15 protein-coding genes and 6 pseudogenes are annotated in these 25,553 nt (G+C 69.1%); 11 read left to right on the top strand and 10 right to left on the bottom strand.

Annotated features, from left to right (window positions below; translation table 11 throughout):
• Window positions 1–66: 66 nt before the first annotated feature.
• Window positions 67–579 carry a 4-hydroxylaminobenzoate lyase gene (locus tag ACZ7M2_RS42015; protein ID WP_471599809.1) on the bottom strand — a complete coding sequence of 171 codons (513 nt, stop codon included), beginning with the start codon at window positions 577–579 and terminating at the stop codon, window positions 67–69.
• Between the two features lie 262 nt (window positions 580–841).
• On the opposite strand from ACZ7M2_RS42015, the pseudogene ACZ7M2_RS42020 reads away from it, so the two are divergent.
• From ACZ7M2_RS42020 to ACZ7M2_RS42030, 3 genes and pseudogenes are all read left to right on the top strand, one after another.
• A pseudogene (locus ACZ7M2_RS42020) lies at window positions 842–1,138 on the top strand (transposase); the annotation flags it as partial.
• Between the two features lie 63 nt (window positions 1,139–1,201).
• Window positions 1,202–1,800 (top strand): annotated as a pseudogene (locus ACZ7M2_RS42025) (IS6 family transposase).
• 120 nt (window positions 1,801–1,920) lie between these two features.
• A complete protein-coding gene (locus ACZ7M2_RS42030; protein ID WP_471599840.1) occupies window positions 1,921–2,235 on the top strand; it encodes a DoxX family protein in 315 nt (104 codons plus the stop codon).
• Between the two features lie 414 nt (window positions 2,236–2,649).
• Here ACZ7M2_RS42030 and ACZ7M2_RS42035 read toward each other — a convergent pair whose 3' ends face one another.
• Window positions 2,650–3,246: an NADPH-dependent FMN reductase gene (locus ACZ7M2_RS42035; RefSeq protein ID WP_471599810.1), complete on the bottom strand. Its 597-nt coding sequence runs from the start codon at window positions 3,244–3,246 to the stop codon at window positions 2,650–2,652.
• A gap of 207 nt (window positions 3,247–3,453) precedes the next feature.
• Window positions 3,454–3,990 carry a 4-hydroxylaminobenzoate lyase gene (locus ACZ7M2_RS42040; RefSeq protein WP_471599811.1) on the bottom strand — a complete coding sequence of 179 codons (537 nt, stop codon included), beginning with the start codon at window positions 3,988–3,990 and terminating at the stop codon, window positions 3,454–3,456.
• A 255-nt stretch (window positions 3,991–4,245) separates the two neighbouring features.
• On the opposite strand from ACZ7M2_RS42040, the gene ACZ7M2_RS42045 reads away from it, so the two are divergent.
• The 4 genes from ACZ7M2_RS42045 to ACZ7M2_RS42060 all read left to right on the top strand — a co-directional run bounded on the left by ACZ7M2_RS42045 (window position 4,246) and on the right by ACZ7M2_RS42060 (window position 9,232).
• Entirely contained in the window at window positions 4,246–5,088 is an 843-nt protein-coding gene (locus tag ACZ7M2_RS42045; protein WP_471599812.1) for an alpha/beta hydrolase family protein, read from the top strand.
• 177 nt (window positions 5,089–5,265) lie between these two features.
• A complete protein-coding gene (locus ACZ7M2_RS42050) occupies window positions 5,266–5,982 on the top strand; it encodes a FadR/GntR family transcriptional regulator (protein WP_471599813.1) in 717 nt (238 codons plus the stop codon).
• A complete protein-coding gene (locus tag ACZ7M2_RS42055) occupies window positions 5,979–7,373 on the top strand; it encodes a hypothetical protein (protein WP_471599814.1) in 1,395 nt (464 codons plus the stop codon). The genes ACZ7M2_RS42050 and ACZ7M2_RS42055 overlap by 4 nt, the downstream gene beginning before the upstream one ends.
• Window positions 7,370–9,232: a GMC family oxidoreductase gene (locus ACZ7M2_RS42060; RefSeq protein WP_471599815.1), complete on the top strand. Its 1,863-nt coding sequence runs from the start codon at window positions 7,370–7,372 to the stop codon at window positions 9,230–9,232. Before ACZ7M2_RS42055 ends, ACZ7M2_RS42060 begins: the two co-directional genes overlap by 4 nt.
• A 329-nt stretch (window positions 9,233–9,561) precedes the next feature.
• On the opposite strand, the pseudogene ACZ7M2_RS42065 reads toward ACZ7M2_RS42060, so the two are convergent.
• Window positions 9,562–9,804, bottom strand: a pseudogene (locus ACZ7M2_RS42065) (hypothetical protein); the annotation flags it as partial.
• 188 nt (window positions 9,805–9,992) lie between these two features.
• Window positions 9,993–10,674 (bottom strand): annotated as a pseudogene (locus ACZ7M2_RS42070) (oxidoreductase); the annotation flags it as partial.
• Between ACZ7M2_RS42070 and ACZ7M2_RS42075 the strand changes: the two are divergent.
• Window positions 10,672–11,447, top strand: a pseudogene (locus ACZ7M2_RS42075) (RNA-guided endonuclease InsQ/TnpB family protein); the annotation flags it as partial. The pseudogenes ACZ7M2_RS42070 and ACZ7M2_RS42075 overlap by 3 nt on opposite strands.
• A 29-nt stretch (window positions 11,448–11,476) precedes the next feature.
• Here the strand turns inward: ACZ7M2_RS42075 and ACZ7M2_RS42080 are convergent.
• Together ACZ7M2_RS42080 and ACZ7M2_RS42085 are read right to left on the bottom strand one after the other, a co-directional pair.
• Window positions 11,477–12,238, bottom strand: coding sequence for an SDR family NAD(P)-dependent oxidoreductase (locus ACZ7M2_RS42080; RefSeq protein WP_471599816.1), 762 nt, complete (start codon window positions 12,236–12,238; stop codon window positions 11,477–11,479).
• A 2-nt stretch (window positions 12,239–12,240) separates the two neighbouring features.
• Window positions 12,241–12,942: a TetR/AcrR family transcriptional regulator gene (locus ACZ7M2_RS42085; protein WP_471599817.1), complete on the bottom strand. Its 702-nt coding sequence runs from the start codon at window positions 12,940–12,942 to the stop codon at window positions 12,241–12,243.
• Between the two features lie 149 nt (window positions 12,943–13,091).
• Here ACZ7M2_RS42085 and ACZ7M2_RS42090 point away from each other — a divergent pair, with 149 nt between their 5' ends.
• Window positions 13,092–14,255 carry an SRPBCC family protein gene (locus ACZ7M2_RS42090; protein WP_471599818.1) on the top strand — a complete coding sequence of 388 codons (1,164 nt, stop codon included), beginning with the start codon at window positions 13,092–13,094 and terminating at the stop codon, window positions 14,253–14,255.
• Window positions 14,198–14,504, top strand: a pseudogene (locus tag ACZ7M2_RS42095) (transposase); the annotation flags it as partial. The gene ACZ7M2_RS42090 and the pseudogene ACZ7M2_RS42095, both read left to right, overlap by 58 nt.
• Before the next feature lie 583 nt (window positions 14,505–15,087).
• Here ACZ7M2_RS42095 and ACZ7M2_RS42100 read toward each other — a convergent pair.
• From ACZ7M2_RS42100 to ACZ7M2_RS42110, 3 genes are all read right to left on the bottom strand, one after another.
• A complete protein-coding gene (locus ACZ7M2_RS42100; RefSeq protein WP_471599819.1) occupies window positions 15,088–18,357 on the bottom strand; it encodes an NPCBM/NEW2 domain-containing protein in 3,270 nt (1,089 codons plus the stop codon).
• Window positions 18,358–19,337: 980 nt separating this feature from the next.
• Window positions 19,338–21,161 carry an RICIN domain-containing protein gene (locus ACZ7M2_RS42105; protein WP_471599820.1) on the bottom strand — a complete coding sequence of 608 codons (1,824 nt, stop codon included), beginning with the start codon at window positions 21,159–21,161 and terminating at the stop codon, window positions 19,338–19,340.
• Between the two features lie 156 nt (window positions 21,162–21,317).
• Entirely contained in the window at window positions 21,318–23,960 is a 2,643-nt protein-coding gene (locus tag ACZ7M2_RS42110; RefSeq protein ID WP_471599841.1) for a cellulosome protein, read from the bottom strand.
• A gap of 382 nt (window positions 23,961–24,342) precedes the next feature.
• On the opposite strand from ACZ7M2_RS42110, the gene ACZ7M2_RS42115 reads away from it, so the two are divergent.
• Window positions 24,343–25,401 carry a LacI family DNA-binding transcriptional regulator gene (locus tag ACZ7M2_RS42115; RefSeq protein ID WP_471599821.1) on the top strand — a complete coding sequence of 353 codons (1,059 nt, stop codon included), beginning with the start codon at window positions 24,343–24,345 and terminating at the stop codon, window positions 25,399–25,401.
• Window positions 25,402–25,553 lie beyond the last annotated feature (152 nt).

The following is a 25,553-nucleotide window of genomic DNA, read 5'->3' on the forward strand; positions in this document are numbered from 1 at the left end:
AGAGGGCGTTTGATCAGTGCCGGACCCCGCGGGCCAGGCCTGATCCAAACGACAGGTCCTAGCTAGCTAGGGCTGGGGCGGGGGAGTGATGTCGTAGGAGATGCGGCCCGCCGGGAGGTAGAACAGGGCGATCAGTGCGCCGCCGCGGACCTCGGGGTAGTGGTGGCTACCGGGAGCCGGGGCGGTCCAGCCCGGCCCCTGCCATCCGCTGGGGCCCATGAGCTGGGCGTCCGGGTCTATGGGCACCACCATGTTGATCTCACCGTAGGGATGCGCGTGGTACATGCCGCGATAGGGGGCCACGCTGTTCATGTATACCGCGGTGATGCTGTGGTACAGCGTCTCCTCCGAAGGGGGAACGATGAGGCTGCGCCGGTACTTCGGGCCGTCTACCTCCACGTTCGCGGCCCATCCCTCCTCGACTCCGAGCTTGATCAAGTGTGCAAGGTCCTTGTAGAGCCCGCTGCCCGGACCGTAGGTGCCGTTGAGCCAGGCCTCCAGTTCCTTGCCCGCGGTGCGGTTCTTGACCTCGTCCAGAAACGGGATGCTGTGCCCGATGAGCTCTCGGCTGTGGTCCATGACTGTCCTCTCAGTGGTTCCGCCAGACCGTAGGCATCACGCCGAGAGGTCTGGCGGCGAGGGTGGCGACCAGGTCGCTCCGTCCGGGGCCAGGCTGACATGGGACTTAATTACAGTCAATAGTTGTAAACAATGCCGCGTGCTCTTCGGCAGGGAGGATCAATGATGAGGAGCAATGACGGTGCCGCGGACACCCGCCGCCCTCAGTGAAGTCCATGGCGACACGACGTCCGGGGCGGGCGTACGGTCCTGCGACCGAGGAAAAGACTCAGCCGGAAGGTATTTCTCCGGCTTCGTCGTCGAGACCGACCCAGATGCAGATGCAGATGCAGATGCGGCCGCGATGCCCGCCATCGGCCAGAGGGTCGACATCGATCTGGGGCTCACCCACTTTGCTGTCCTCACGGACGGTACGAAGATCGATTCACCGCGGTTTCTGCGCCGGGCGGAGAAGAAGCTGAGGAAGGCCCGGCGGGAGCTGCCCCGTCAACAGAAGTGATCGAAGAACCGGGCCGGGGCCCGGCTGGAGGTCGCCCGCGCCCATGCCAAGGTCGCCGACGGCACTGTCACGTTGGCTGACGCGTGGGATCTTCAGGTTGATCGTGTCGGAGGGGAATCATCCGTGGGGAGCGCGGCGCCGTCGTACAGAGGGCACCGATACCCGGGCGAGGTCATCTCCCACTGCGTGTGGCTGCACTTCCGCTTCCCGCTCAGCTTCCGCGAGGTCGAAGAGCTCATGCTCCAGCGCGGCGTCCTCGTCTCCCACGAGACCGTGCGCTGTTGGTGCGCCACGTTCGGCCAGGCCTGCGCCGACGGACTGCGCCGCCGAGGGCCCCGGCTCGGTGACACGTGGCATCTCGACGAAGTGTTCGTCAAGATCAACGGTATGCGGCATTACCTGTGTCGACCCGTCGGCCAGGACGGCAACGTCCTGGACACCCTGCTCCAGTCGAGGCGGGACGCCAAGGCCGCCAAGCGGTTCCTGGCCAAGCTCATGCCGAGAACAGCCACCAGCCCACCCGGCAGAACGCACAGGCCATGAAGGGCTTCCGCAGTGTCGGCGCAGCCCAGCGGTTCCTGTCCGCGTTCAGCGGCATCTCACCCCACTTCCGCCCCCGCCGCCATCTGATGACCGCCCCCGAATGCCGAGCCGAGATGACCATCCGCTTCGCGATCTGGGAGCACATCACCGGCGCCGCCGGCCAGCCCGCCACGGCCTGAGCAGCGCGTCGGAACCCGGCTGCGCCACGTCTCGACGCACCACCAGACATCCAGACATTCAGACACCGACAACGTGACAACGCCGTCCAAAATGTCAGCTACCGCCTCGGAGGACAAGGCATCGAAGGCGGAGTCGCCGGATTCCGAGGCGACGGATTCCGTGGCGGACGCCTCACCGTCCTCGCGGCCGGGAGCATCCAGATCGCCGGCGGACTCCTCCTGGCCGCCGGAGTGCTCACCCCCCTCGCGGCTGCCGCCGGCGTCGGCGTGATGACGGTCGCCGTGTCCGTCAAACGCCACCACGTCCTGTGGGTTCAAAACAACGGCTACGAGTACCCGCTCCTCCTCGCTCTCGCACCCGCTGCCCTCTCAATCACCGGACCCGGCCGCTGGTCCGTCGACCACACTCTCGGACTCACCCCCTGGAGCACCTGATGGGCCGCCGCCACCCTCGGCGGCATCGCCGGAGGTCTGCTCACCCGGCGCATCCTCACATCCTGTCCGGCCCACTGACCGGTCCCGCGCAGGTCGTCCACCCCAAAACACATGACGCCCCGCGACCCGGCCCCACCACCCGGCCGGTCGCGCGGCGCACCGTTCCTGCGGACGGCCGACGACCGCGCCCCCTCAGCGCATGCCCCGCTGCTGTGCCGGACCCCGGTTCCGCAGGGGTGCGGCGCACGGCCACCGTGATGCCGGAAGGCCGTATACAACGGTGTGCCGTTCCTTCCCCGGTGCCGGGGGAGGAACGGCACACCGCGACGCGGTCGGGCAGGAAGGACAGGGGCTGCGAACACGCCGCATGGGGAACGTCGCCTCAGGTCAGCCCGGGATGTCCCAGGGCCGGGTTCACTTCGCGACCGCCACCTCTTGTCCAGGGAGATCCGCGCGGGCGGGCGGGCAGATGCCGATCAGCGCCGCGAGGAGTTCGTCCAGCAGGCGCAGGGTCACGTCATCGCCGAGGAAGTTGCCGTCGGAGTCGAACTTCTCGCGGGAGTTGAAGACCAGCACCTCGGGCCAGCCCACGACGTTGGCGCGGATGCGCAGGAGGACCTGCCGCAGCCCGAGTTGAGCGCGGACGGTTCCGAACGGGGAAGGTGTCGCGCCGATGATCGCGACGGGCTTGTGGCTAAGGCTGGCGTTGTCGGTCGGCCGTGAAGCCCAGTCGAGGGCGTCCTTGAGTGCTCCGGGCATCGCGTAGTTGTACTCAGGGACGGCGATGAGGACGGCGTCCGCTGCCTGGATCCGCTCACGCAGGTCCGCCACAGCAGCCGGAGCCGGCTCGGTGTCGAAATCCTCGTTGTAGTGAGGAATCTCGCTCAGCCGGTCGTAGATCTCGACGGTGACGCCGCCAGGCGAGTTGTCCCGCAGAACGCGAAGCAGGCTGGTGTTGTGGGAGCTACGGCGCAGGCTGCCGGATATGGCGAGGATGGTCAGGTCAGGCATGGCGAACCTTCTTGGTGGTGAAAGACGAAACGGTGAGCTGGAAGCGGTGGTGGCGCCATGTGGAATGTCGGCAGCGCAGCTTCGCGCGGAGTGGGGTGCCGGGAGCGCAACGGGTGGACGGGGATACCGTCGGCCGCCGCCTCGGTGCGGGCGTCCATGCGAACTGCCGGGGAGCCGGCCACGAGGAAGGCGGGCGTGATCCACGGATCAGGCGGCGGCCCGGGGCGTACGCCGGGGCTCGGGCGGTCGGGTGATGTCGTAGGAGATCCGGCCCGCGGGTAGGTAGAACAGGGCGATCAGTGCGCCGCCGCGGACCTCGGGGTAGTGGTGGCTGCCCGGTGACGGCGCGGTCCAGCCCGGCCCCTGCCAACCGCTGGGCCCCACCAGCTGGGCGCCGGGATCGATGGGCACCACCATGTTGATCTCGCCGTAGGGATGCGCGTGGTAGTCGCCGCGATAGCGGGGCACGCTGTTCATGTACACGGCAGTGATGCTGAAGTGGAAGGTCTCTTCCGAGGGCGGCGTGATGAGGCTGCGCCGATAGCCGGGGCCGTCGATTTCGAAGTTCGCGGCCCAGCCCTCCTCCACGCCGAGCTTGATCAGCCGTGCGAGGTGCCCGTACAGCTCGCCGTCGGGGCCATAGGTGTCGTTGAGCCAGGCTTCCAGCCCCTTGCCCGCGGTACGGTTCTTGACCTCGGCCAGGAACGGAATGCTGCGCTCGATGAGTTCTCGCCTGCGGTCCATCGTGGTCCTCTCCGTGGATCAGCACGCTGATCCGAAACATCACACCGTCGGGTCCGGCGGTGGCGGGCTATACGAATCACCCGGTATGAATCACTTTGCTCGTTAATTCCATTACAGTCAATGGCTGTAATGGAAGAAAAATTCCGCAGTACGGACCTCGGTGCGGCGCCCGGCATCTCCCGCGCGTTGCGGTGACCGTCTCTTCACGCCGGGAACCAAGGTATCTTTACAGATCTAGACTGTAATGATCTCTGGGTGGAGCGTGACGTACCGCACACCGCGCTCACCGCCGCGAGGAGAGACACCGACATGGCCAGAAAGAGCAGAAGCATCGAAATCCCCGGTTCGCAGAAGACACCACTGGCGGCCCGCCTGGAACTTCCCGAGGGCACGCCGGCGGCGTACGCGGTGTTCGCGCACTGCTTCACATGCGGGAAGGACGTGTCCGCAGCCTCCCGGATCTCCCGCGGGCTGGCCGAGTACGGGATAGCGGTGCTCCGGTTCGACTTCACCGGCCTAGGCGAATCCGGCGGCGATTTCGCGAACACGTCGTTCGGCTCGAATGTGGACGACTTGGAATGTGTCGCCGACTACATGCGTGACCATGTCGCCGCGCCCTCCCTCCTCATCGGGCATTCGCTCGGCGGATCGGCCGTGCTGGCCGCGGCACACCGGATCCCGGAGACCAGGGCGGTGGTCACGATCGGGGCTCCCGCGGACCCGGAGCACATCGTGGACTCCTTCGGTGACAGTCGGTCGCAGATCGAGGTGCGCGGAGAGGCCGAAGTCGTGCTCGCCGGGCGGACGTTCCGCATACGCCGGCAGTTCCTGGACGACATCGCCGCACAGCCGCAGGCCGAGCGGATACGCGGGCTGGGTGCGGCGCTGCTGGTCCTGCACTCCCCGACCGACAACACCGTCGGCCTGGACAACGCGCGGCAGATCTTCGATGCGGCACGTCACCCGAAGTCCTTCATCACGCTCCCGGGGGCCGATCACCTGCTCACCAGCCGCAGCGACGCCCAGTACGTCGCCACCCTGCTCGCCGCCTGGGTCAACCGGTACGCCCTCGGCCCGATCGACACCGAACTCGGGTGAACGGACCTGCGAGCGCCCGTCACGCCGAAGAGAAGACCCACTCGTGGCGGCACCGCGAAGAACCGACATCAAAGCGCGTGGCACCCCGCCGCTGTCCCGGCCGCTGTTATTGACGCCGTGTCATGAACAGTGGTTCAGTGGCTGAGCCACTGAACCACTCAATCATTGGAGGCCGGGGTGGAGGCACTGCCACGCGAGACGATTGTCGACGTGCTGGAGAAGCGGCTGCGCGAGGACATCCTCGCCGGGCGTCATCCCGCCGGGAGCTACCTTCCTCCCGAACGCGAACTCGCGGACGGATTCGGGGTCACTCGCACCTCCCTCAAGCACGCCTTCGGCCGACTGGCGCATGTCGGGCTGCTGGAGACGCGGCACGGAGTGGGTACCCGGGTACGGGATTTCCTGCGCCTGGGCGGAGCGGACCTCCTGCCGATGCTCGTGCGCCACAGCCCCGACTGGATCGGTGAGATCTTCGAAGTCCGGCGCAGTATCGGTGAGCTGATCGTGGAACGAGCAGCGACCCGTGCCACGGCGGCCCAAGTCGCCGAACTGCGTCTGCTGCTGGCGGCCGTCGGGGATGCGGCGGGGGGCGAGCCCGTGCAGCTGGCGGACGTGGAGGTGCACCGTGCCCTGGCCCGTGCCACGGGCAACCGGGTGTACGTCCTGCTGACCAACACCCTGTTCAACGCGTACCTGCCGGTGCGCGGTGCACTGGTCGGGCCCTTCGAGGATCCCCGGGCCGCTCATGACCGTCTGGCACCGGTCGTCGAGGCGGTGGCCGCAGGCGACCAGGAGACGGCACGCACCACCGCGGGCGACTATCTGTCGGCAACGGAACACATCATGCTCAAGGGGCTGGCACGCTCCGGCGGACGCCGGGAGGGTGCCCTGTGAGCTCACACGGGACGGTGTTCAAGGAGACCATGCTGGGCCGTGTGCGCCTGGCCGACGAGGACGGCGACCGCCCCGTGCGGCTGGACCTGCTGGCCCGTGCCGACGCCGTGCTGTTGCCCCACCGCACAACGCGGGCGCACGTGAGCGGACGGGTACGCATAGCGGGACGGGCCGACGACGCCGAGGCCGAGGGCGAGCTGGAGATAGCGCCCCTGTCGCGCCGCAGGATCCGTTACCGGATCACCTTCGCCATGGAAGGCCGGCGCCTCACTCTGGACGGCTGGAAGTCGGTGTCGCCCAAGCGTCCGCTCGCCTCGCTGACCGTACTGCCGTACACCCTGTACGAGGACGGTGACCGCGTGGGCGAGGGCACGCTGCGCTTCCCCCTCGCCACCGGCCTGCTGCCCTTCCTCGCGAGCTTCCGGTTCCCTCGTGCGGCCGCGTCCCCTGCCGAAAGGCATCTGACGTCGCGCTGGGACGGCACACCGGGGCGGACCGAGGTCTGGTACACGACCCTGACCGATCCGGCCACCGACAGCGGGATCTGGCTGCACCACGAACTGGTGGCGCCCTCCGACGGTTCCGCTGCCTACGCGCACGGCTGGATCGCCGTCTTCCCCAAGGACGGCCCCGCCGAACACAGACGTTTCGGCCCCGTACCGTGGACAGCGCATCCGGACGGTTTCACCGCCGAGGGCATCCGCGTCCGACCCGGCCGGCTCACCGGCTCCGCCGGGACGTTCACCTGGGCACTCACCGAGAGACCCGAAGGTCCGCCGCTTCACACCTTCCCCCGCTGGTCCTGGCGACGTCCCTGGCTGCCGGCCTCGCACATGCTCCCCGCCGCCCGCGCCCGCTACAGCGGAACCATCCGGTACGGCACCGGTGAGCTGCGGCTGGACGACGCTCCGGGAGCCGGCGCCCGCATCTTCGGCCACGGCAACGCCCGCCGCTGGGCCTGGCTCCACGCCGACCTGGGTGGCGGCGACGTCCTGGAAATCATCGCCGCGGTATCCATGCGACGCGGACTCGACAGGCTGCCGCCCCTGGTCTTCCTGCGCCTGCACCGAAACGGCCGTACCTGGCCCCGGCGCGCGGAACGCTCTGCCGTGGGCTGGGCGGGCATCGGCCGGTTCCGCGCGGACGTCGGCCTGCCCGAGTGGCGGGTCGAGGGCAGGGCGGGCCTGAGCCGCATACAGGTGACGGTTACCCAGCCACCGCAACAGACACTGACGCTCGACTACACCGACCCCGACGGCTCCACCGCGGTCTGCCGCAACAGCGAGAGGGCGGACGCGGTGGTCAGCCTGGAGCGCTGGTGGGGCGCATGGCGGCGGGAGGCCGTATGGCGCCTGTCGGGCACCGCGCACGCGGAGGTCGGCGACCGATGAACTCTCCAGGCCCCACCGCCTTGGCGGGACTTGCAGCCGCCCTGCTCGCGGACGACGGCACCTCCGCGTGGACGCGGGCCGTGCCACGCAGGGCCGAGATGCTGCTCGACGCCATGCCCGCTCCGGTACGGACGGCCGTGCGCGCCGCGGCCGCGACGATCGACGCCTACACCGTGGCCCGAACGGGCAGGCGTCTGTCCGCGCTGAGCGCGGCGCAACGGGAGCAGGTCATGAGGTCGCTCGGTTCCCACCGGGCCCTGCTGCCGATCCTGGACGCGGTCAAAGTACCGCTGCTGCTGGCGGCCAATACCGAACGGACGCTGCATCAGCACCGCCCGGCGCCCCTGGCGTCCGGCCCCGACGACCCGCCGCTGGACTGTACGCCGTCTGGCGACTGGCCCACGCGTTCGAGCGCCGACGCCGTCGTTGTCGGCTCGGGCGCCGGCGGAGCCATGGCCGCCCGGACACTCGCCCGCGCCGGGATGCGTGTCGTCGTCCTCGAGGAGGGAGAGCACCACACCACCGCGTCGTTCGGGCGCCGGGCCCCGCTCGACCGCTTCACCGACCTGTACCGGGACGGCGGAGCGACGATCGCCCTCGGCAACCCCCCGCTGGTCCTGCCCGTGGGCCGCGCGGTCGGCGGCACCACTGTCGTCAACTCCGGAACGTGCTATCGCACGCCAGACCACGTCCTCACCCGCTGGCTCGACCAGCACGGCTTCGCGGCGGCCGAAGGCTTCGACGTCCACCTCGACGAGGTCGAACGCACCCTGCAGGTGGCACCTCAGCCGCTGCAGGTGCTGGGCAACAACGGGCTGCTCGCACTGGCCGGAGCGAAGGCGCTCGGCTGGGCCGCGGCACCCTTGCGCCGCAACGCCCCTGGTTGCAGGGGCTCTTGCCAGTGTGTCGTCGGCTGCCCCACCGGTGCCAAACAGAGTGTCCAGCTGTCCGTGCTTCCCGAGGCCTGCGCGTCCGGCGCCCGTCTCGTGACGGGTGCTCGCGTCCGCCGGATCCTCGTCGACCGCGACCGGCCGGGCGGTCCACGGGCTGCCGGGGTGCTGGTTCGCCGCCCGGACGGCAGCGAACTGGAGATCCTCAGCCCCTTGGTCGTGGTCGCCGCGGGGACCCTGCAGACCCCGCCGCTACTGCGCCGATCCGGCCTCGGGGGACACCCGCGGCTCGGCCGCAACCTCAGCGTGCACCCGGCGATCAGCGTCGCGGGACGCTTCGGCCGCCCGGTCACCGGCTGGAAGGGCGTCCTGCAGAGCGTCGGGGTGGAGCACCTGCGTGACGACGGCATCCTGATCGAAGCCACCGCGGCGCCAGCAGGCATGAGTTCGTTCGTGTTGCCCGGGATCGGACGCGAGCTGCGCCGCGAACTGGAAGGGACGGATCAGCTCGCGACACTCGGTGCCATGATCGCCGACCGGCCCTCGGGGCGTGTCCTCGGCAGGGACCGCACATTGCTGCGCTACGACCTGGCGCCGCGCGACGCCGGCCGCCTGATCCGGGCCCAACGGGCCATGGGCAGCCTGCTGTTCGCGGCGGGCGCCGAGGAGGTGCTGACCGGTGTACCGCAGGTGCCGCGAGCCCGCACCCCGGCCCAGCTCGAGGCGCTGCTGGACACGGTGACCGCGCGACATCTGCATGTGTCCGCGTTTCACCCCACGGGTACGGCGGCTGCCGGTGCCGACCCCGAGCGGTCACCCGCCGACCCGGACGGGCGCCTGCGGGGCGTCGACGGCGTGCTGATCTCAGACGGCTCCGTGCTGCCCAGTTGTCCGGAGGTCAATCCGCAACTGAGCATCATGGCGGCCGCCCTGGCCGTCGCCGAACGCTTCGTGACGAAGGTGTCGTGAACAGTCGTCGCCCTCCGCGGTGCGCCGCCGCTCCGGCCCCGGCCGCGCGCCAACCTTCCGGCTCTTCAAGCAGACCCTGGCATGTCTCTGCACTTTCGGGCCGCCGCGGGCATCACTTCGGGGCCGCGTGCCGGTAGCAGGCCCGGCCACGGCGTCCGCGACGGTCGCAGAACGCCTCGCCCTCGCTCCGACCCCCACCGGGCACGCCGGTCCGCTTCCCGGCGGGCCGCCAACTTCCGTGCAGTACGCTCCTGTTCGGTCGGCTGCCGCAGCTGGCCGGCCACGGACGGCGACCGCCGCTCGTGGCGCAGGAAGAACGGATCCCAGCCGCAGGCGGCCGGCCCGCGGTCCATGACCAGACTTCTTGCGGCCTGCGCCACGCAGGAAGCGGTCGGGTGTGCGGTCGCACCCAGGACCCGGATCTGTCGGTCGGTGTGCTCGATCACCGTGAACACGTATGTCCGTGCCCCGGACAAGGGGACCGTTCCGGCCTCCTACAAGATCTCCCATACCGTGGAGGCGGCCACCTTCATCCCCAGGACGAGCAGCTCACCGTGGACGTGCCGATACCCTCGGTCCGCCAGGTCGTTCGAGGGGAGGTGTCGCTGTTGTGGGTGGTGCCTTTGGCGTCGGGGCGCCGGTAGGGCCTGACGTGTTCCGCGCTCGTGAGTGCAGGGCTGGGGCGGCTGGCGGGAATGCTCGTGAGTGAGGCTGAGCACCACCGCCCGTGCTGGTGCCGCTCGTTCGCGGCCGCTGGGAATCAGGCTGTGTACTGGTGGGCCGAGTAGGTGAGGTAGCCCGCGTCACCGCCCTGGTAGTACGTGGTCTCGTCGACGGGGGCGATCGGAAGTCCGTCCCGCAGCCGCTCGACCAGGTCGGGGTTGGCGAGGAAGGCGCGGCCGAAGCTGATGAGATCGGCGCCCAGGCCGAGCCACGACGAGCACCTCGTCGGCGGTGGCCTCTAGGTGTACATAGGCCAGCTCGAGGGGGGCCAGTTCGGCCAGCAGCGCGGTGTAGAGCTCGCGGACGTCGGTCTCCTGGACTCCCCAGAACGTCCCGCCCGGTGAGAAGCGGATGCCGGTCCTGTCGCCGCCGACGGCGTCGACGGTGGCGGTGACGGCCTCGACGGCGAACCTGGTCCGGTTGGCGACCGGGCCTCCGTAGCGGTCCGTGCGCAGGTTGGCGTTGGACGAGAGGAACTGTGAGATGAGGTAGCCGTTGGCGCCGTGGAGTTCCACGCCGTCGAAGCCCGCGTCGACGGCGCGGCGTGCGGCTTCGGCGTAGGACCGTGCGTGTTCGGGCACTTCGGTGGTGTCGAGAGCGCGTGGCGTCGGGGCGGGCTGGGGTCCGGTGGGGGTGAACACGTCGCCGACGGCGGGGGCGGCTGAGGGCCCGACCGGCTGCAGGCCGGTGGTGTCGGAATGGGAGACCCGGCCGCCGTGTGGTCGAGGCTGCTGCCCGAGGGCAGCATGCCGACGACGGTGACGGTGTCCCGCGACGGTGCGGGGCGCTGGTTCGTGTCCCTGCTGTGCGAGGATCGCGCGGTGCGGCCGCTGCCCGCGAACAGTGACGCGGTCGGCATCGACGTCGGCCTCAGCCACCTGCTGACGCTGTCCACCGGAGAGAAGATCGCCAACCCCCGGCACGAGCACCGCGACCGGGTGCGCCTGGCGAAGGCGCAGTGGGAGCTGTCGCGCAAGGCCAAGGGCTCCGCGAACCGGGCCAAGGCCCGTGGGGAGGTCGCCGGCGTCCACGCGCGAATCACCGACCAGCGTCGCGACATGCTGCACAAGCTGACGACTCGACTCGTGCGCGAAAACCAAACGCTCGTGATCGAGGACCTGACCGTCCGCACCATGGTCAAAAACCGGACTCTGGCCCGAGCCATCAGCGACGCGGCATGGTCGCAGTTGCGGAGCATGCTTGAGTACAAAGCCGCCTGGTATGCGCGGGAAGTGATCACCGTCGACCGCTTCTTCCCCTCCTCCAGGCTGCGCTCGCACTGTGGCGCCCTCGCCGAGAGGATGCCGCTCAGCGTCCGCACGTGGACGTGTGTCTGCGACACGACCCATGACCGGGACGTGAACGCGGCGAACGACCTTCTGGCCGCCGGGCTGGCGGTGTCTGCCTGGGGAGCTGGTGTAGGACCGCAACGGGAGTCCTCCCGGGCGGGCAGTCGGCGATGAAGCAGAAATCCCTGCAGCGCGAGCCGTAGGAATCCCCTCCTTCAGGAGGGGGAGGAAGTCAAGTGTTCCGACCGCCGTTGACGCCGAACACCTGACCGGTGATGTATCCGGCCTCCTCCGAGGTGAGGAAGGCGCAGGCGGCGGCGATGTCTTCGGGGAGGCCGGTTCGGCGCACCGGGGTCTGTGCGATGTGGTGCTCCATGCTCTGGACGAAACGGCCCAGCTTCTCGTTGCGGCGCAGCATCGGCGTGTCGATGAATCCGGGCGGGATGGTGTTGACGGTGATTCCGGACGGGCCGAGCTCGAGTGCAAGGGCTTTGGTGAAGCCGATGACGCCCGCTTTGGAGGCGACGTAGTGCGTCATGAACGGCTGGCCGCTGTGCGCGCTGGACGAGGAGATGTTGACGATCCGTCCCCAGCCCGCCTCGACCATGTCAGGGACCACTGCCTGGCAGCAGTGGAAGGTACCGGTCAGGTTCACCGTCAGGAGCAAGTTCCATGCCTCTTCGGTGATGTCGAGGAACCGTTTGGCGCCCTCCTTGCCAGCCGAGTTCACCAGCACGGTGACAGGCCCGAACCGCTCGTGGACCTCCTTGACCGCCCGGTCGATGCTCTGACGGTCCGCGACGTCGACGCCGACAGCGAGCGCCGAGCCGCCCTCGGCCCCGATCTCCTCGGCCACTCGTCCGGCCGTGGCCGCGTCGAGATCCAACACGGCCACGTCGGCCCCCTCACGGGCCAGGCGCTGCGCACATGCCTGCCCGATTCCAGACGCTCCGCCCGTGACGATGGCGACTCTGCCGACCAGTTTCCCGGCCATCTTCAACTTCCCTTCGACGTTCGATCCTCGACCGGGCCCGGGCCCGGGCCGTCCGCGCCGTCGCGGATCAGCACGCCGTTCAGGAACAGCTGGACGGCGTGCTGGATGTGCTGTTCCTCGACCTCGGGCGTCCGGTAGATGCCGTAGGCGGCCAGCCATGCCGGCATGGCGCCGACCATGGCGAAGAACTGCTCAGCCGCGAGCTCGACGTCCCCGACGGCCACCGTGCCCGCTCGCGCGTGACGGTCCAGCAGATCCATGATCACTTGGATACGTGGCGACCAGGTGACTGCCTGGGAGCTCGCCGCGAACTCGGGGAAGCGTTCCGACTCGGCGATCGCCATCCGGCTCAGCCGCACGATGTCGGGGTCGACGGACCGCGCCAGGATCGACCGTGCGATCACGGTCAGGCTGCCGGCGAGGTCGTCGGGCAACGGTTCCAGCACCCTTCCGTCCCGTTCCTGACGGGTCAGCGCCCAGGCGCTCACTGCTACGAACAAGGCGCGCTTGTCGGCGTAACGGGCATACAGGGTGCTCTTGGTGATGCCGGCGGCCTGCGTCACCGCCTCCATGGTGGTGCCGTCGTATCCGTACTCCAGGAAGGTGTCGACCGCGGCCCGCCGGAGCCTTTCGGTGAGCTGAGCAGCCTCCACCGATGTGGGCCGCCCGGATCGGGAACGTTCGCTGCTCGCCTTGGACTTCATTCCCAAAAATGTACGGTCGCGTCTGGTTACGGTCAAGGTGGCAGGTCAGACCGATTGACCGTAACCATACGGCAGCGTACGGTTTTTGCGTGCCCCTGCCGCGGAGCATCAGAGCAAGCCATCAGAGTGGGCGTAGAAGGGACTTGACGATGCCTCACTTCTCGAAGCCGGCCGAGGGCAGCTGGACCGAGCACTACCCCGAACTCGGCACCGGACCGATGTCCTACGAGGACTCCATCTCGCCCGAGCACTACGAACTCGAGCGCAAGGCGATCTTCGAACGGACCTGGTTGAACGTCGGCCGCGTGGAGCAGGCGCCGACGCGGGGCAGCCACTTCACCAAGGAGATCGCCGCGGTCCGCGCGTCGGTGAAAGTCCTTCGTGACGGCGACGGCGAGGTCCGGGCGTTCCGCGGTAGCCCGTCCGGACCGGTACCGATCCGCTGCGAGGTCTGGGAGGGCTTCGTCTTCGTCAACTTCGACCACGCCGCGGAACCGCTGGGCGAGTACCTCGGCGGGCTCGCTGCCGGCCTGGAGGGTTATCCGTTCGATCGGATGACGGAGGCCTACCGGTATCGGGCCGACATCGGCAGCAACTGGAAGCTGTACATGGACGCCTTCGCGGAGTTCTACCACGCGCCCGTTCTGCACGCGAAGCAGTACGTGGGCAACGAGTCACGCAAGCTTTCGGGCTACGGATTCGAGGCCCTCCACTATCAACTCGACGGCCCGCACGGCATGGTGTCGTCATGGGGCGGGATGGCGCCGCCCAAGGACCTGAGTATGGTCAAGCCGATCGAGCGGGTACTGCGCAGCGGCAATTTCGGGCCGTGGGACCGCCCCGACATCCCCGGGCTCGACCCGCTGCCGCCAGGTCTGAACCCGTCCGGCCACAAGGCCTGGGGCATCGACTCTTTCGTCTTCTTCCCGAACTTCATGATGGTGGTGTGGGCACCCGGCTGGTACCTCACGTACCACTACTGGCCGACCGCCTACAACCGGCACACCTTCGAGTGCACTCTGTACTTCGTTCCGGCTGGGAGCGCTCGTGACCGGGTGCGGCAGGAGCTGGCCGCGGTCACCTTCAAGGAGTTCGCGCTGCAGGACTGCAACACGCTCGAAGCCACCCAGAGCATGCTCGAGTCACGGGCGGTCTCCCACTTCCCCCTCAATGACCAGGAGATCCTGCTGCGGCATCTGCACCGGACAGCAGGCGAGTACGTGGCCACCTATTCCGAGCGGCCTGCGGATCCGGAGCCAAGGGGCCGCGGAAGGACCAGCGGGTCAAGGGTGACTGCTCTGCGCGGGGACTGATGCTGGACGGCCGTCGCAAGTCCATCCAGGCCATGGCCTCTCGGCTACCGGCCGGCAATGAGCAGCACCTGCAGCAGTTCGTGAACCGGTCGATGTGGGATCCGGTGCCGGTGCAGCGGCGGGTCTGCGAGCGGATACTGCCGTTGTATTCCGGTGGTTTGGGCGATCGACGATGTGTCGGTGCCCAAGGAGGGCCGGATGTCGGTCGGGGCGGCTGTTCAGTACTGCGGAGCGTTGGGTGAAGGCGCCCAGGGCGCTTGGCATGGACGCGTCCGGCCCGAGAATCCTGGTTCGGCCTTCTGACGACTTGGGACGTGAAACCGCACTGACGGGCACGCCGGGCCCGCAGTCGAAGCAACGGCCTGTTCGCGAGCGTGGTGTCCGAGGACTTCGGCGGCGGACGGCCGCCGTGCAGTCCAGGTCGGCGGATGGAACAGCAGGCATGCGGAAGGTGATTGACGCCGCTGAGGACGAGCGGTGGCACCGATTCCGGCCTGAACCCGGCTGGACTCGGCGCTTATCCCGGTGCCGGCCGCCACCGATCTCTTGTGGAGCCTTCTCGGGTCCTTCTGAGAGCATCACTGCGGCTTCGGCGCCGTGCCCGGCCGGCAGCCGCAATGCCGCTCAAGCCGAAGCGGTGCTGGGCCGACCGGCCTCCCTAGATCACCCTGACTTTGAAATAGCCCTGGTCGCGCACCCCGCACCGTCCTCGTCAGTCACCCGACGCGGCCGTGGCCCGCCCGATGCAGAGCGACACATGGAGTTCGTGGCGGACGGTAGGCAGGGCCTGCTCGACGGCAGCGGGCAGCGGGCTGCGGCCGGGTCGGTCCGGTCAGCCGTCGGCGCACGTCAGGCGAGGGGCGGCCCAGTCCGCGTGGTCGTGGGCATTCCCGTCGCCGCCGTCGTCGGCAACAAGATCCAGCTGCTGGACGCCGGTCACATCGGCGTCCAGCGGCAGCGCGGCGGACGCGCCGGTGAGCACCGGCGTACTGGCCAGTGTTCTGCCGTCGGCGACGAGATGGAAGGTCACCGATCCGTACGGGGCGACCTCGTCGTCGATGCCGACGGTGGCGGTGAACCGGCTGCAGTTGCCGCCGAGGTAGAACGCCACGTCGCTGTCGGCGTGCACACCGAGCCCCTTGGCGTACTGGGTACCGCGGATCGTGATCGGCCCGCCGTCGCCCGCCGCCTGCTCACCGTTGGACCGGTCGCGCTCCACCGGCCCCCAGCCGTTGGAGGCGGACACGAACGACAGGTCACTCGGATACGGGGTGCCGGTGGGCGGCGGAATGGGCACGGTGGTGCTCGCCGTGCCGTATGTCCAGTGCCGCACGCCTCCCCGCGTGTATGTGGCGACGGGCGAGAACACGGCCGTCACGGGGGTGTCCGCCGCCGTGGGAGCGGTGACGGTCCAGGTCGCCGTGACCGAGTGGCCCGGCGCGACGTCCGGGAACACGACGGGCGTGGCCGGAGCGAGGGTCCATCCGGCCGGGGCACCAGGCCGCAGGGTGAGACCGTGGACGGCGGGTGCCGACGCCGGGTTGGCGAACGTGACCTGCTGCGTCGCCGAGGTGCCGCGGTGGATCAGCGGGGGCAGGGCCGTGGTCAACGTGGCCGCGGCGGCGGCCGGTTGCCGTACGGGGGTGATCCGCAGGTTGTCGAACTCGTCGGTCTGGTAGTCCACCACGCCGAGGCCGGCCTGTCCGGCCGCGTATGCCGAGTCGTCGACGGCGCCGACCGGGCGGCCGTCGAGCACCGCGGTGATCGTGGTGCCGCTGAAGCTCAGACCGATGGTGTGCCAGCGGTGGGTGCCGAGCGCGTGTGCGGTGCCGTCGGCGAGGGTGGTGAGCCGCCCGCCGGTGTCGCTCTTGACGATCGACCACCGGCCGGTGTCGCCCAACCGAAGGAAGTAGCCCGCCTGGTGCGACTGCGGCCGCTGCTGTTCACCTGCCCGGCCGAGGAGTTCGACCGTGCCGGGCTGCTGGAGGTAGACGTCCGCGCTGACCGTGTAGTCGGCCCACGTGGTGTCGCCGATGAGGGCGAACGCGTCGCTGTCGTCCTGCCATTCGATCGGCTGCTGCGCGGCCATCTGCCGGACGCAACGACCTGCGCGGCCACCGGCACAGGGTGCGATTTCGAAGGAGCCCTGCATGTCGGAGAGGTAGGCCGCCTGCCGGCCGGGGGTGCTGCGTTCGAAGGTGTCGCGGTAGGGGAGGGTGAGGCGGTGTGCGGGCGGGCTGACCGCGGCGCCCTTGCCCTGTCCCGACGTGGTGGTCAGGGAGTAGACGTAACCGGGTTCGAGGGTGAGCGAGAAGTGTCCGTCCCGCGGGGTGATGTCGCCGGTGTGGACGAACGCGCTCGCGGGGTCGGTGGAGTTGAGGTCGGTGGCCCGGACATGCACGGTGCCGGTGGGCAGGCCGCCGGTGACGGTGAAGTCCGCTTTCTGCGCGCTGCTCGCGGTCGAGGTCTCGACGACGGTGCTGTACGCGGAGTCGTCCGGCGCCTTCAGGGTGACGTAGCTGCCGGCCGCCCGGTCACCGCCGAGGTAACCGCTCGCCGAGTCGATGAACCGCCAGCCGGGCCGGGTCACCTGGGTGACCTGGGCGGTGGCCCACAGGCTCGTGCCCAGACTGTAGGCGCCGGACCATGGCTGGTTCGCCACCGCGAGGCCCACGGTGTCGTACGGCAGGTTCGGGTAGACCGCCGCCAGCAGCGGCCAATTGAGGTAGGCGGTGAACTTGCCGTCGATGTAGCCGCGGGTGAACGAGCGGATCAGCGCACCCGCCCCGGTGTTGTCGTCCTGGGAGCCGTTCTCGCTGGCCCACAGCGGCTTCCCGGTGGCCTGGGCGTTGGCCGAGCTGTAGCAGGCGGTCGCGCTGCCGCCATCCCCGCCCTCGCAGGGATAGTGGGCGCCCACGATGTCGACGGACCGGGCGAACTGAGGGTCGGAGAGCATCGTGTCGGCGACGTCCAGGCCGGAGTCGGCGCCGACGACCTGCACGGGGAGGTGCTGTGCGGCGAGTGTGGCGTGCAGCTTCTCGTACCATGCGGTGTCGTAGCCGCGCTCGTTCCAGCCGCCCAGGTAGTCGATGCCGAGGCCGTGCTGCCTCGCGCAGCCCAGCCAGGCCGTCAGATAGTCGATCATGTCCTGGGACCAGAAGTCGCCGCCGCCGGGCGAGCCCGCCGTGTTGCCGACCCAGCCGGGTGCGCCCCAGGCGAGCCCGTAGAGCTTGATCCGCGGGTTGCGCCGCTTGGCCTGCTCCATCAGCCACCATTCGTAGCCGCTGTCGCAGTGCACTGTCCCCTTGGTGTGCTCGATGCTGGGCTCGGCTCCGTCGGTGGAGTTGGTGTCGCCGCCGATCTCGACCTTGAGCATCTGCAGGGCGGCGCCGTAGCCGGGCTTGAAGAGGTAGTCCAGGATCCGGCTGCGCTGCGGTTCGGGGTAGTTGATGAGCAGCCGGGAGTTGCCGCCGCCGCCGCTGATGGCGCCGATGCCGTCGAAGGTACGCCCGGTGCCGGCGGCGTCCACAGCGATCTCGGTCGTGCCGGGGGCGGGCGCCTCACCGAGGAAGTCGGCCCGGTCGAGGGTCACCGCGGTCCCGCTGGAGGCCGTGTTCTTCCGGCCGGTCCGGGCCAGTGTGAAGGTGTGGCTGCCGTCCGTCAGTGTGGGGCTGGTCCACAGCGGGACGTCACCGGTGCGGGTGGCGCTGTAGAAGTCGACGTCGGACGGGGGGCCGCCGTCGACGGAGACAGCGCCGATGCCGTGGCCGGGACCGGTGACCCCGTGAAACGTCAGCCGGGTCCCGGTGAAGCGGAAACTGACGAGGTCGCCGCTGTGGTCGGTCCAACTGTTCGTGCCCTGGTACGGGTTGGCGGGAGCGCCCTCACTACTGGCGTGACCCCAGCCGGACCCCTGGTAGTCCCACTGGTCCCGGCCGCTTCCCCCGACGGCGTCGTCCACGGTGACGGTGGTGGCGGCAGCGGTCCCCGCCCGGGCGCTGTCGGCGCCCGCCAGTTGTGTACCGGACAGCAGCAGGGCCAGCACGGCGAAGGCCGCGCCACCCAGTCGGCACGCGCGATGGTGCAAGGACGGGAACGGCATCGGCCCTCCAGATCCGGCGGAGCGGCGGAGCAGTCACCTCCGCACCCGGGCGACCAAATGCCTACATCATTCAACGCGCTTCGACAATGGATCGGACAGGATTCAACACCCGTACCTGCGTCCGCAGTTCCCCTCCCGCGCCCTGCCGCTCGTTGCTGAACGCGCCCGCGCCGGCGTGCGCCCGAGCCGGGCGGAATGCGTCGCCGACCGGGCTCCGAACGTGACAGCCCAGTGGACCCGACCAGCATTCGGAATCTCGCTCCGCATATGTGCACAGGGCGCCCTGAACGGCGTCCCGATACGTTCGGCGGCTAGTGCGACAGGCGCAGTCTGCGATGAGGAGTTCGACCAGCCGACGTGCGGCGTGGCCGGGGATCGCTGTCCGCGTCGATGCACAGGTCCCGACGCCGCACATGAGCTCGTAGGCATCCGTGTCGGAGCGGATCTCGCCGGCGTCGTCGGACCGCGGCACGGCGGCGAGTCCGTGCTTGGTGGCCAGGAGATCGACGAAGAGGTCGATCCTTCGCCCCAGTGCGGCATGGGCTTTGGGCAGGCCGCCAGCAGGTCCGGACCGGCCTCGGCGCAGGCCTCGACACCGCCGGTAGACGGCGGGGATGAGATCCGCTCGCGTCGGGAAGCGGCGGTAGATCGTGCCCGTCCCGCGCTTCGACACCACCGTCCCCTCCAACCGGGCCGGGCTCGACGCCATCGAGCAGCTGGTCGAAGTCGCCGACGAGGCCGGCCTGACCATGATCTAGTTCGCCCTCGGATTCGTCACCTATACGGTCACCCTGGACAACGGCGGCACCCAGAAGGCGCCCGTCCTGGCCGGCCTCAAGGCTTGGTCGGACATCCCCGATCTCCAGGACGTCTCCGGTGCCGGCACCACCCCGTTGCGGCGGGGTGCCCTCTTGTGCTCGTCCTGTCCCGGGCAACCGACGAAACGCTCTCTTGGCTCCGTCAGAGGGCCGGGGCAGGAATCAGCCTTTGCCCTGGAGACGCCAGATCTGGTTCTTCTTGGTGCCGAGGGCGCTTGCGGGGTCACAGGTCCACTGGTGGATCAGGGCACCCGCTGTGGTGGAGACGTTGGAGACGTCGACGCACTTGCCGCTGTGGACGGCGACGAGCTGGTAGTCGTGGCTGTTGCCGAGCGCGGTGACGGAGTTGAGGGTGAACTGCTGGTTGGTGGCGCCGTTGCAGGTGTACTGGATGACGGCGGCGCCGTCCGCGGTGGAAGCCCCGGACACGTCCAGGCACTTGCCGCTGAGCTCGTTGACGACGGTGTACGTGTTCGTCTTGCCGCTGACCGGTTTGAGGTCGAGCATCTGCTGGTAGCCGCCCTCGCAGGACCACTGCTGGTACTGCGTGCCGTTGGCTGTGCTCAGGTTCGTGTCGTCCAGGCACTGGCCGCTGTTCTGGCTCACGGCGACGGTGGAGACGGTGGTGTTGGACGGCGGCAGCAGGGTGACGGTGTAGCCGTCCTTGGCGCTCGACCAGGGGATGGACAGCGAGGCGGCGTTGCCATTGACGGTGAGGGTGGTGTCGGAGATGGTCTCCGTGCCGGTCACGGCGGCGCCGTTGTTGTACGGGATGCGCTGGACGACCGCGCGGACCCGGCTGTTCTCCACCACCGATGTCGTGCCCAGGCCGGTGAGGTTGACGGTGACCGTGCCGGTGTTGCCGCTGCTGCCGAGCAGGATCTTGGCGTTCTTTGCGGTGTTGTCCTTGGTGGCCAGTCCGTCGGTGCCGGTGCCCGGGACCAGGTTGACGATGTTGCCGGTCTGCGAGCCGTAGTAGCGGTACATGAACCACTCGCCCAGCGGTAGGTACTGGCCGGCGCTGTTCTTGGTCAACAGGTTGGCCTCGTAGTCGTGCAGGCCGGTTCCCGAGGCCCAGTTGCCGCGCAGACCGTCGGCGCCTGCCCGCTCCAGTCGGCCGATGAACCAGGCGCCGCCGCCCGGGGACTGCATGGACAGCGTGGCGTACTCGTTGATCTGGTACGGACGGTTGTTGGTCAGGCCCGCTGCCGAAAGCGTCGAGTTGGCGCGGCCGACGTCGGTCACCGGGTCACCGGGCTCGTCGTGCCAGCTGTAGATGTCCGGGGCGACGTTGTTGGCCTTGACGTAGTTCAGGTACGTGGTCCACCAGGTGTTGGAGGAGTTCGGCTGTCCCGCGGTACTGGGTCCGACGATCAGCTGGTTGGGGAAGGCCGCCCGGACCTTGGCGTAGAACCGCGACCACATCTGCAGGTACTGGCTCTGCGAGGGCTTCCAGAAGCCGCTGCCGTCGGGTTCGTTCCACAGGTCCCACTGAACGGTCATGTTGTTGGCGCGCACATCGTTGAGCAGTTGGGTGACGAAGTTGTCGAACTGCGTCCAGTCACCGTTGTCGCCGGGCCAGCCCTGACTGGTGGTGCCGTCCGCGCCCCACAGGTCGTGCGGGAGCAGGACGAATGTGCCGCCGAGGGCGGCGGTCCGCTTGTACTGGGCGAGGGTGGAGTTCCAGCGGGTCTGGTAGTCGGCGAGGCTGGTGGCGTAGCCGCCGCTGTTGAGCTGGGCTCCGCCGGCCCGCATGAGGTGCCACTTGATGTCCTTGAAGAAGTGGTCCTGCGGGAGTGAGCCGTCCGGGGTCATCCCGTAGATCGTGCCGGAGGCGTGGTAGGTAGGGGCGCCGCCGGCGGTGGCGAAGTCCACGGTGACGCTGGTGTCGGCGGCGTGCGAGGCGGTGGCGGGCAGCAGGCTCGCCGCCAGGGCCGCCAGCAGGACTGTGGCGGTGGAGAGCAGACGGGGCGAATGCAGGCGCATGAGCGGTTCTCCGAGTGTCGGGGATGTCCGGGGGGCGTGGGGGGTGTGCTCGGGCCTCCTGCGGCCCGGGAGAGAGGGGGAGGCGGGGTCGGCACGCATCGCGGCCCATCGATGGGTCAACGCGGCCCATCGATGGGTCCCGGGATGTCCGCGGGGCTACTTCCGCGTGAGCGGTGTGACGGCGATCTGGTCGATCACCGGCGCGTACGGAGAGCGTTGGTCGTACTGGTTGTAGGTGTCGCCGTTGAAGTCGGGCAGCTCTTCCGAGGTGAAGGAGAGCCGGTTCGTGCCCTTGTTGAGCGTGACGGGGACGGTCAGTTCCCAGAAGTTGTTGAAGTGGAAGGTGGTCGGGAAGAGCACCCTGCGGGCCGGTCCACCGTTGACCGAGAGGTCGGCGTGACGGGCGATCGGGTCGGGGTTGTAGTGCGTGGCCGGGGCCTGTTCCGCGTTGGAGTAGCGGATGGTCACCGCGTGCCGCCCGGACCGCTCGGCGACGACGTCGAAGGTGAGGGCGTTCTGCTTGCCGTCGCCGACACCGGTGACCGCTTTACCGCCGGTGGCGAAGGTGTAGGCGTCGGTCACCTTGGCGGCGCCCTCCAGCCGGCCGTCCTCCGCCTGGTAGACCTTGGTCGCCAGGGTGCCGCTGGACGGCGCGACCCGCAGCCGGTCGAGGAGCAGGTCGCGCGAGGCGCCGGTGACGGTGATCTTGTTGATGCCGCCGGACAGGAAGACCGGGATCTGATCCGTGCCCTTCTTGCTTCCGCCGATCTCGGGCACGCTCAGTTCCTCGCCGTTGAGCGACACGCTCGCCTTGCCGCCGCCGAGGTGGTCGACGGACACAGTCGACTCGCCGTCGGTGCGGGAGTAGACCCAGAACGTCGCCGAGGCGCCCTTGTACAGCGCCACCGTGCCGGCGCCCGAGGCTCGGCGGTGGGTGTAGTCCGGCCTGGCCCCGTCGAGGGCGGCGTACTCGGCCTCGTAGACCGCCGGCGCGGTCACGTGCTGGTCGCGCAGCGACAGGTCGATCTTGTCGATGATGGCGTCGCCCTTGGTGACGCCGAGGTCCGGGTCCTTGGCGGCGAGCGTGATGCGGTGCTTTCCGGCGGTGAGCTTCACTGTGGTGTCGGTGTGGCCCCAGACCACCCACTTGTAGCCGAGCGGCAGCCGCAGCTCCTGCGGGTCGTTGCCGTCGACACGGAGGAAGACGTTGGTGGGTCCCTGTTCCTTCACCAGGTCGTACAGGTTGTACGAGTTGGCGAACACGCTCAGGTCGTACGTGCCGCCCTGCGGGACGTCGACGTCGAAGCCGAGGACGCCGTCGGATCCGGTGCGCAGACCGCCCACGTTGTAGGTGCCGGAGGTCGCGAATCCGCCGACGTTCGAGGGTGTGCCTTCAGGGCCGTTCTTGGAGTAACCGCCGCCGGTGTACGTGGCGTTCTCGGCCTCGTACGTCCTGCGCCAGCTGACGGACGGTTCGTCCGGTGCGCTGCCCTTGCCGCCGGGGGAGAGGATGACCTGGTAGGCGGACATCTCGTTCATGCCGGTCATCGGCAGCGTCACCGAGCCGTCCGTGCCGACCGTGACCTCCTGGTCCGCCAGCCGCAGCGGTTGCGCCGAGTCGCCGACCTGTCCGCTCCAGGGGATCTCCTGCACGGTGGCGTGCACGGTCGTGCCGAACAGCTTCGGGTCGACGTTCCGGAAGACCACGTCGGCGTCCCCGCTCTTGCCGCCGAAGATCGCCCGGGACTGCTTCTTGCCCTCGTCGAGGGTGGCGACGCCCTGGAGGGTGTACTGCTGGTTGGGGTGCGGGGCGGTCACCTGGACGGTGTGGCCGGTCATCTGGCCGTAGGCGTTGAACAGCCACCACTGGCCGTTGCCCTTGTTGGCCTCGACGGCCGAGTCGTTGAGGTTGCCGTCGATGTTCCAGTACGCGAGGTCGGCGTCGATCTTGGACTCCTCGATGGCGGAGACCCACTGGACGACCTGGCCGGGCACGGAGAGGTGGTAGTTGTGGCCGTACTCGTTGACGTTGACCGGCAGCGGGCCGATGCCGACGTCCTTCTCCATCTGCCGGTACTTCGCCACGTTCGTGCGGACCGCGGCGGGCGACGACAGCTCGTGCCAGGTCATCACGTCCGGGACCACGTCGTTGGCCTTGGCGTACTGCAGGAAGCCCTTGACCTGGTCGTAGAGCACGCTGGTGTTGGGGCCGGCGATGCGGGCGTCCGGGTCGAGGCCCTTGATGAGGTGGTAGACCTCCTTCCAGGCCGCGAAGTAGTACTGCGGGTCGTTCAGCCAGGAGGTCTTGTTGTAGCTCCACTCGCCGGTGCCGAACATGTTCCCTTCGGGCTCGTTGAACGGGACGTAGACGACGTGGTCCTTGTAGTCGCCCATGGTCAGGACCTGCTGGACCTGCTTCTTGATCTTCGCCTCGAAGTCGGCGAGCCGTGCGGGACCGTCGGCCCCCGGCCACTGATAGGGGAAGCCGCGGTAGATGTCGGTCATGTAGACGTAGACGTCCTTGCCGCCGGAGTCCACGAACGACGGCAGGACCTCCAGTGCGTCCGCTCCGGGGTGCTGGGGCCCGTCCTGCGCTTTCGTCGACACCGTGCGGACGTGCATGCCCTCCAGGAGGTTGCGGCTCGGCACTCCGTCACCGTAGACGCCGTACAGGGAGCCGGAGGCGCCCCCGTGGAAGGGGCCGGTGTCGGTGGCGAGATCGATCGTGAGGTGCTCCGGTTCCGCCGCGCGGGCCGTGCCGATGGCAGGCACGGCGAGGAGGGCGGCGAGGGCTGTCACGGCTGTGGCGCCGGCGGTTGCTCTTCTGCTGCGTCTGCGTGGCACTGAGGTCTCCGTAAACCGTGTGGGTGATCCGGTCCCGTCATGCGAACCGGTTCGATCGATTCGATCGGTGCAGAGTCCGGACGGGCGGGAAGAGTGCGGCCCGGGTTCGGCGGGAAAGACGGCTTCGAGCGGCTCCCGTCGAACCGGTTCGCCGGAAGCTAGCACCGCCGGAAACAGCCCAGCAATACGTGTGACACGGATCAGGCGGCAGTTTTTCCGATGTGTGCGCAAAGCATTGACAGCGGCTCCGGTCGCTCTTAACTTCCCTTCACGCGAACCGGTTCGACAGCTGGCTCGCTGTCGAACCGGTTCGATCAATTCGGTGAAGGAGTCCCCCGTGAACATCGGTGAGATCGCCAAGCGGGCCGGTGTCTCGCGGAGCACGGTGTCGTACGCGTTGAGCGGCAAGCGCCCGGTGTCGGACGAGACCCGCGAGAAGATCCAGCGGGTCATCAAGGAGCTGGGGTACCGGCCCAACGCGAGCGCACGTGCCCTGGCCAACGGCCGGACCAGCACCATCGGTCTGGTCTTCCCGCCGGCCGGCGACCACTACACCGGCATGCAACTCGACTTCATCGGCAGCGTGGTGGAGGCCGCGGCCGCCTATGACTACGACGTACTGCTCTCCCCGAGCGGCGTGGACAGCGACCGCTCGTTCCAGCGGCTGCTGGGCGAGCGGCGCGTCGACGGCGCGATCCTCATGGAGATCAGGCTCCAGGACGACCGCGTGGACCATCTCGTCGCCGAGAACTTCCCCGCCGTCTGCATCGGCCGCACCTCGCAGCCGGACGGCGCCTGGTGGGTGGGCCTGGACCACACCGCGCTGGCGGCTGCCTGTGTCCACCACCTGGCGGACCTGGGCCACCGCAGGATCGCCTTCGTCAACCGTCCCGAGCAGCTCCTGCGTGCCGGGTACGAGTCGGCGCACCGAGGGCTCGACGGCTTCACCAAGGCCGCTGCCGAGCGGGGGCTCACCGTCCGCGCGTACAACTGTGGGGACGATGCCACCTCGGGTGAGGCCTGCCTGGAGCGGATCCTGCACGACGACCCCGCCACCACGGCCCTCGTCACGCTCAACGAGGCCGCGCTGGGAGGCCTCTACCGGGGCCTGGCCCACGCGGGCCGCCATGTGCCGCGCAACTTCTCCGTCACCGGGGTGGTGGCCGGCCGGTGGGCGGAGACGGTGACTCCGCAGCTCACGGCGGCCGACGTGCCCGCGTCGCAGATGGGACGCCTGGCCGTCGAACTGCTCGTCGAGCGGCTCGACCATCCTGAGGCGCCACCGCGCCATCACCTGCTGGCCCCGCCGATCTCGCTGCGCGCCAGCACCGGGCCCGCCGGCCCCGGCTCGTCCACGGACGCACACGGCACCCTGGACGCCGCCCGGTCGACCTGACCGGCACCCCCTGGCCCTCACCCCGGGAACTTGCTCCACTCCTTCGCCTTTCCGCCTGACCGTTCGGGCGGCCGTCCGTGACTCCGTGGCGCCCTTCGGCGCGCCCTGCCATATCTCTGCCATCTCCGGACACAGCACTGTCTGCATGTCCA

The sequence above is a fragment of the Streptomyces sp. NPDC111507 genome, assembly GCF_055638955.1.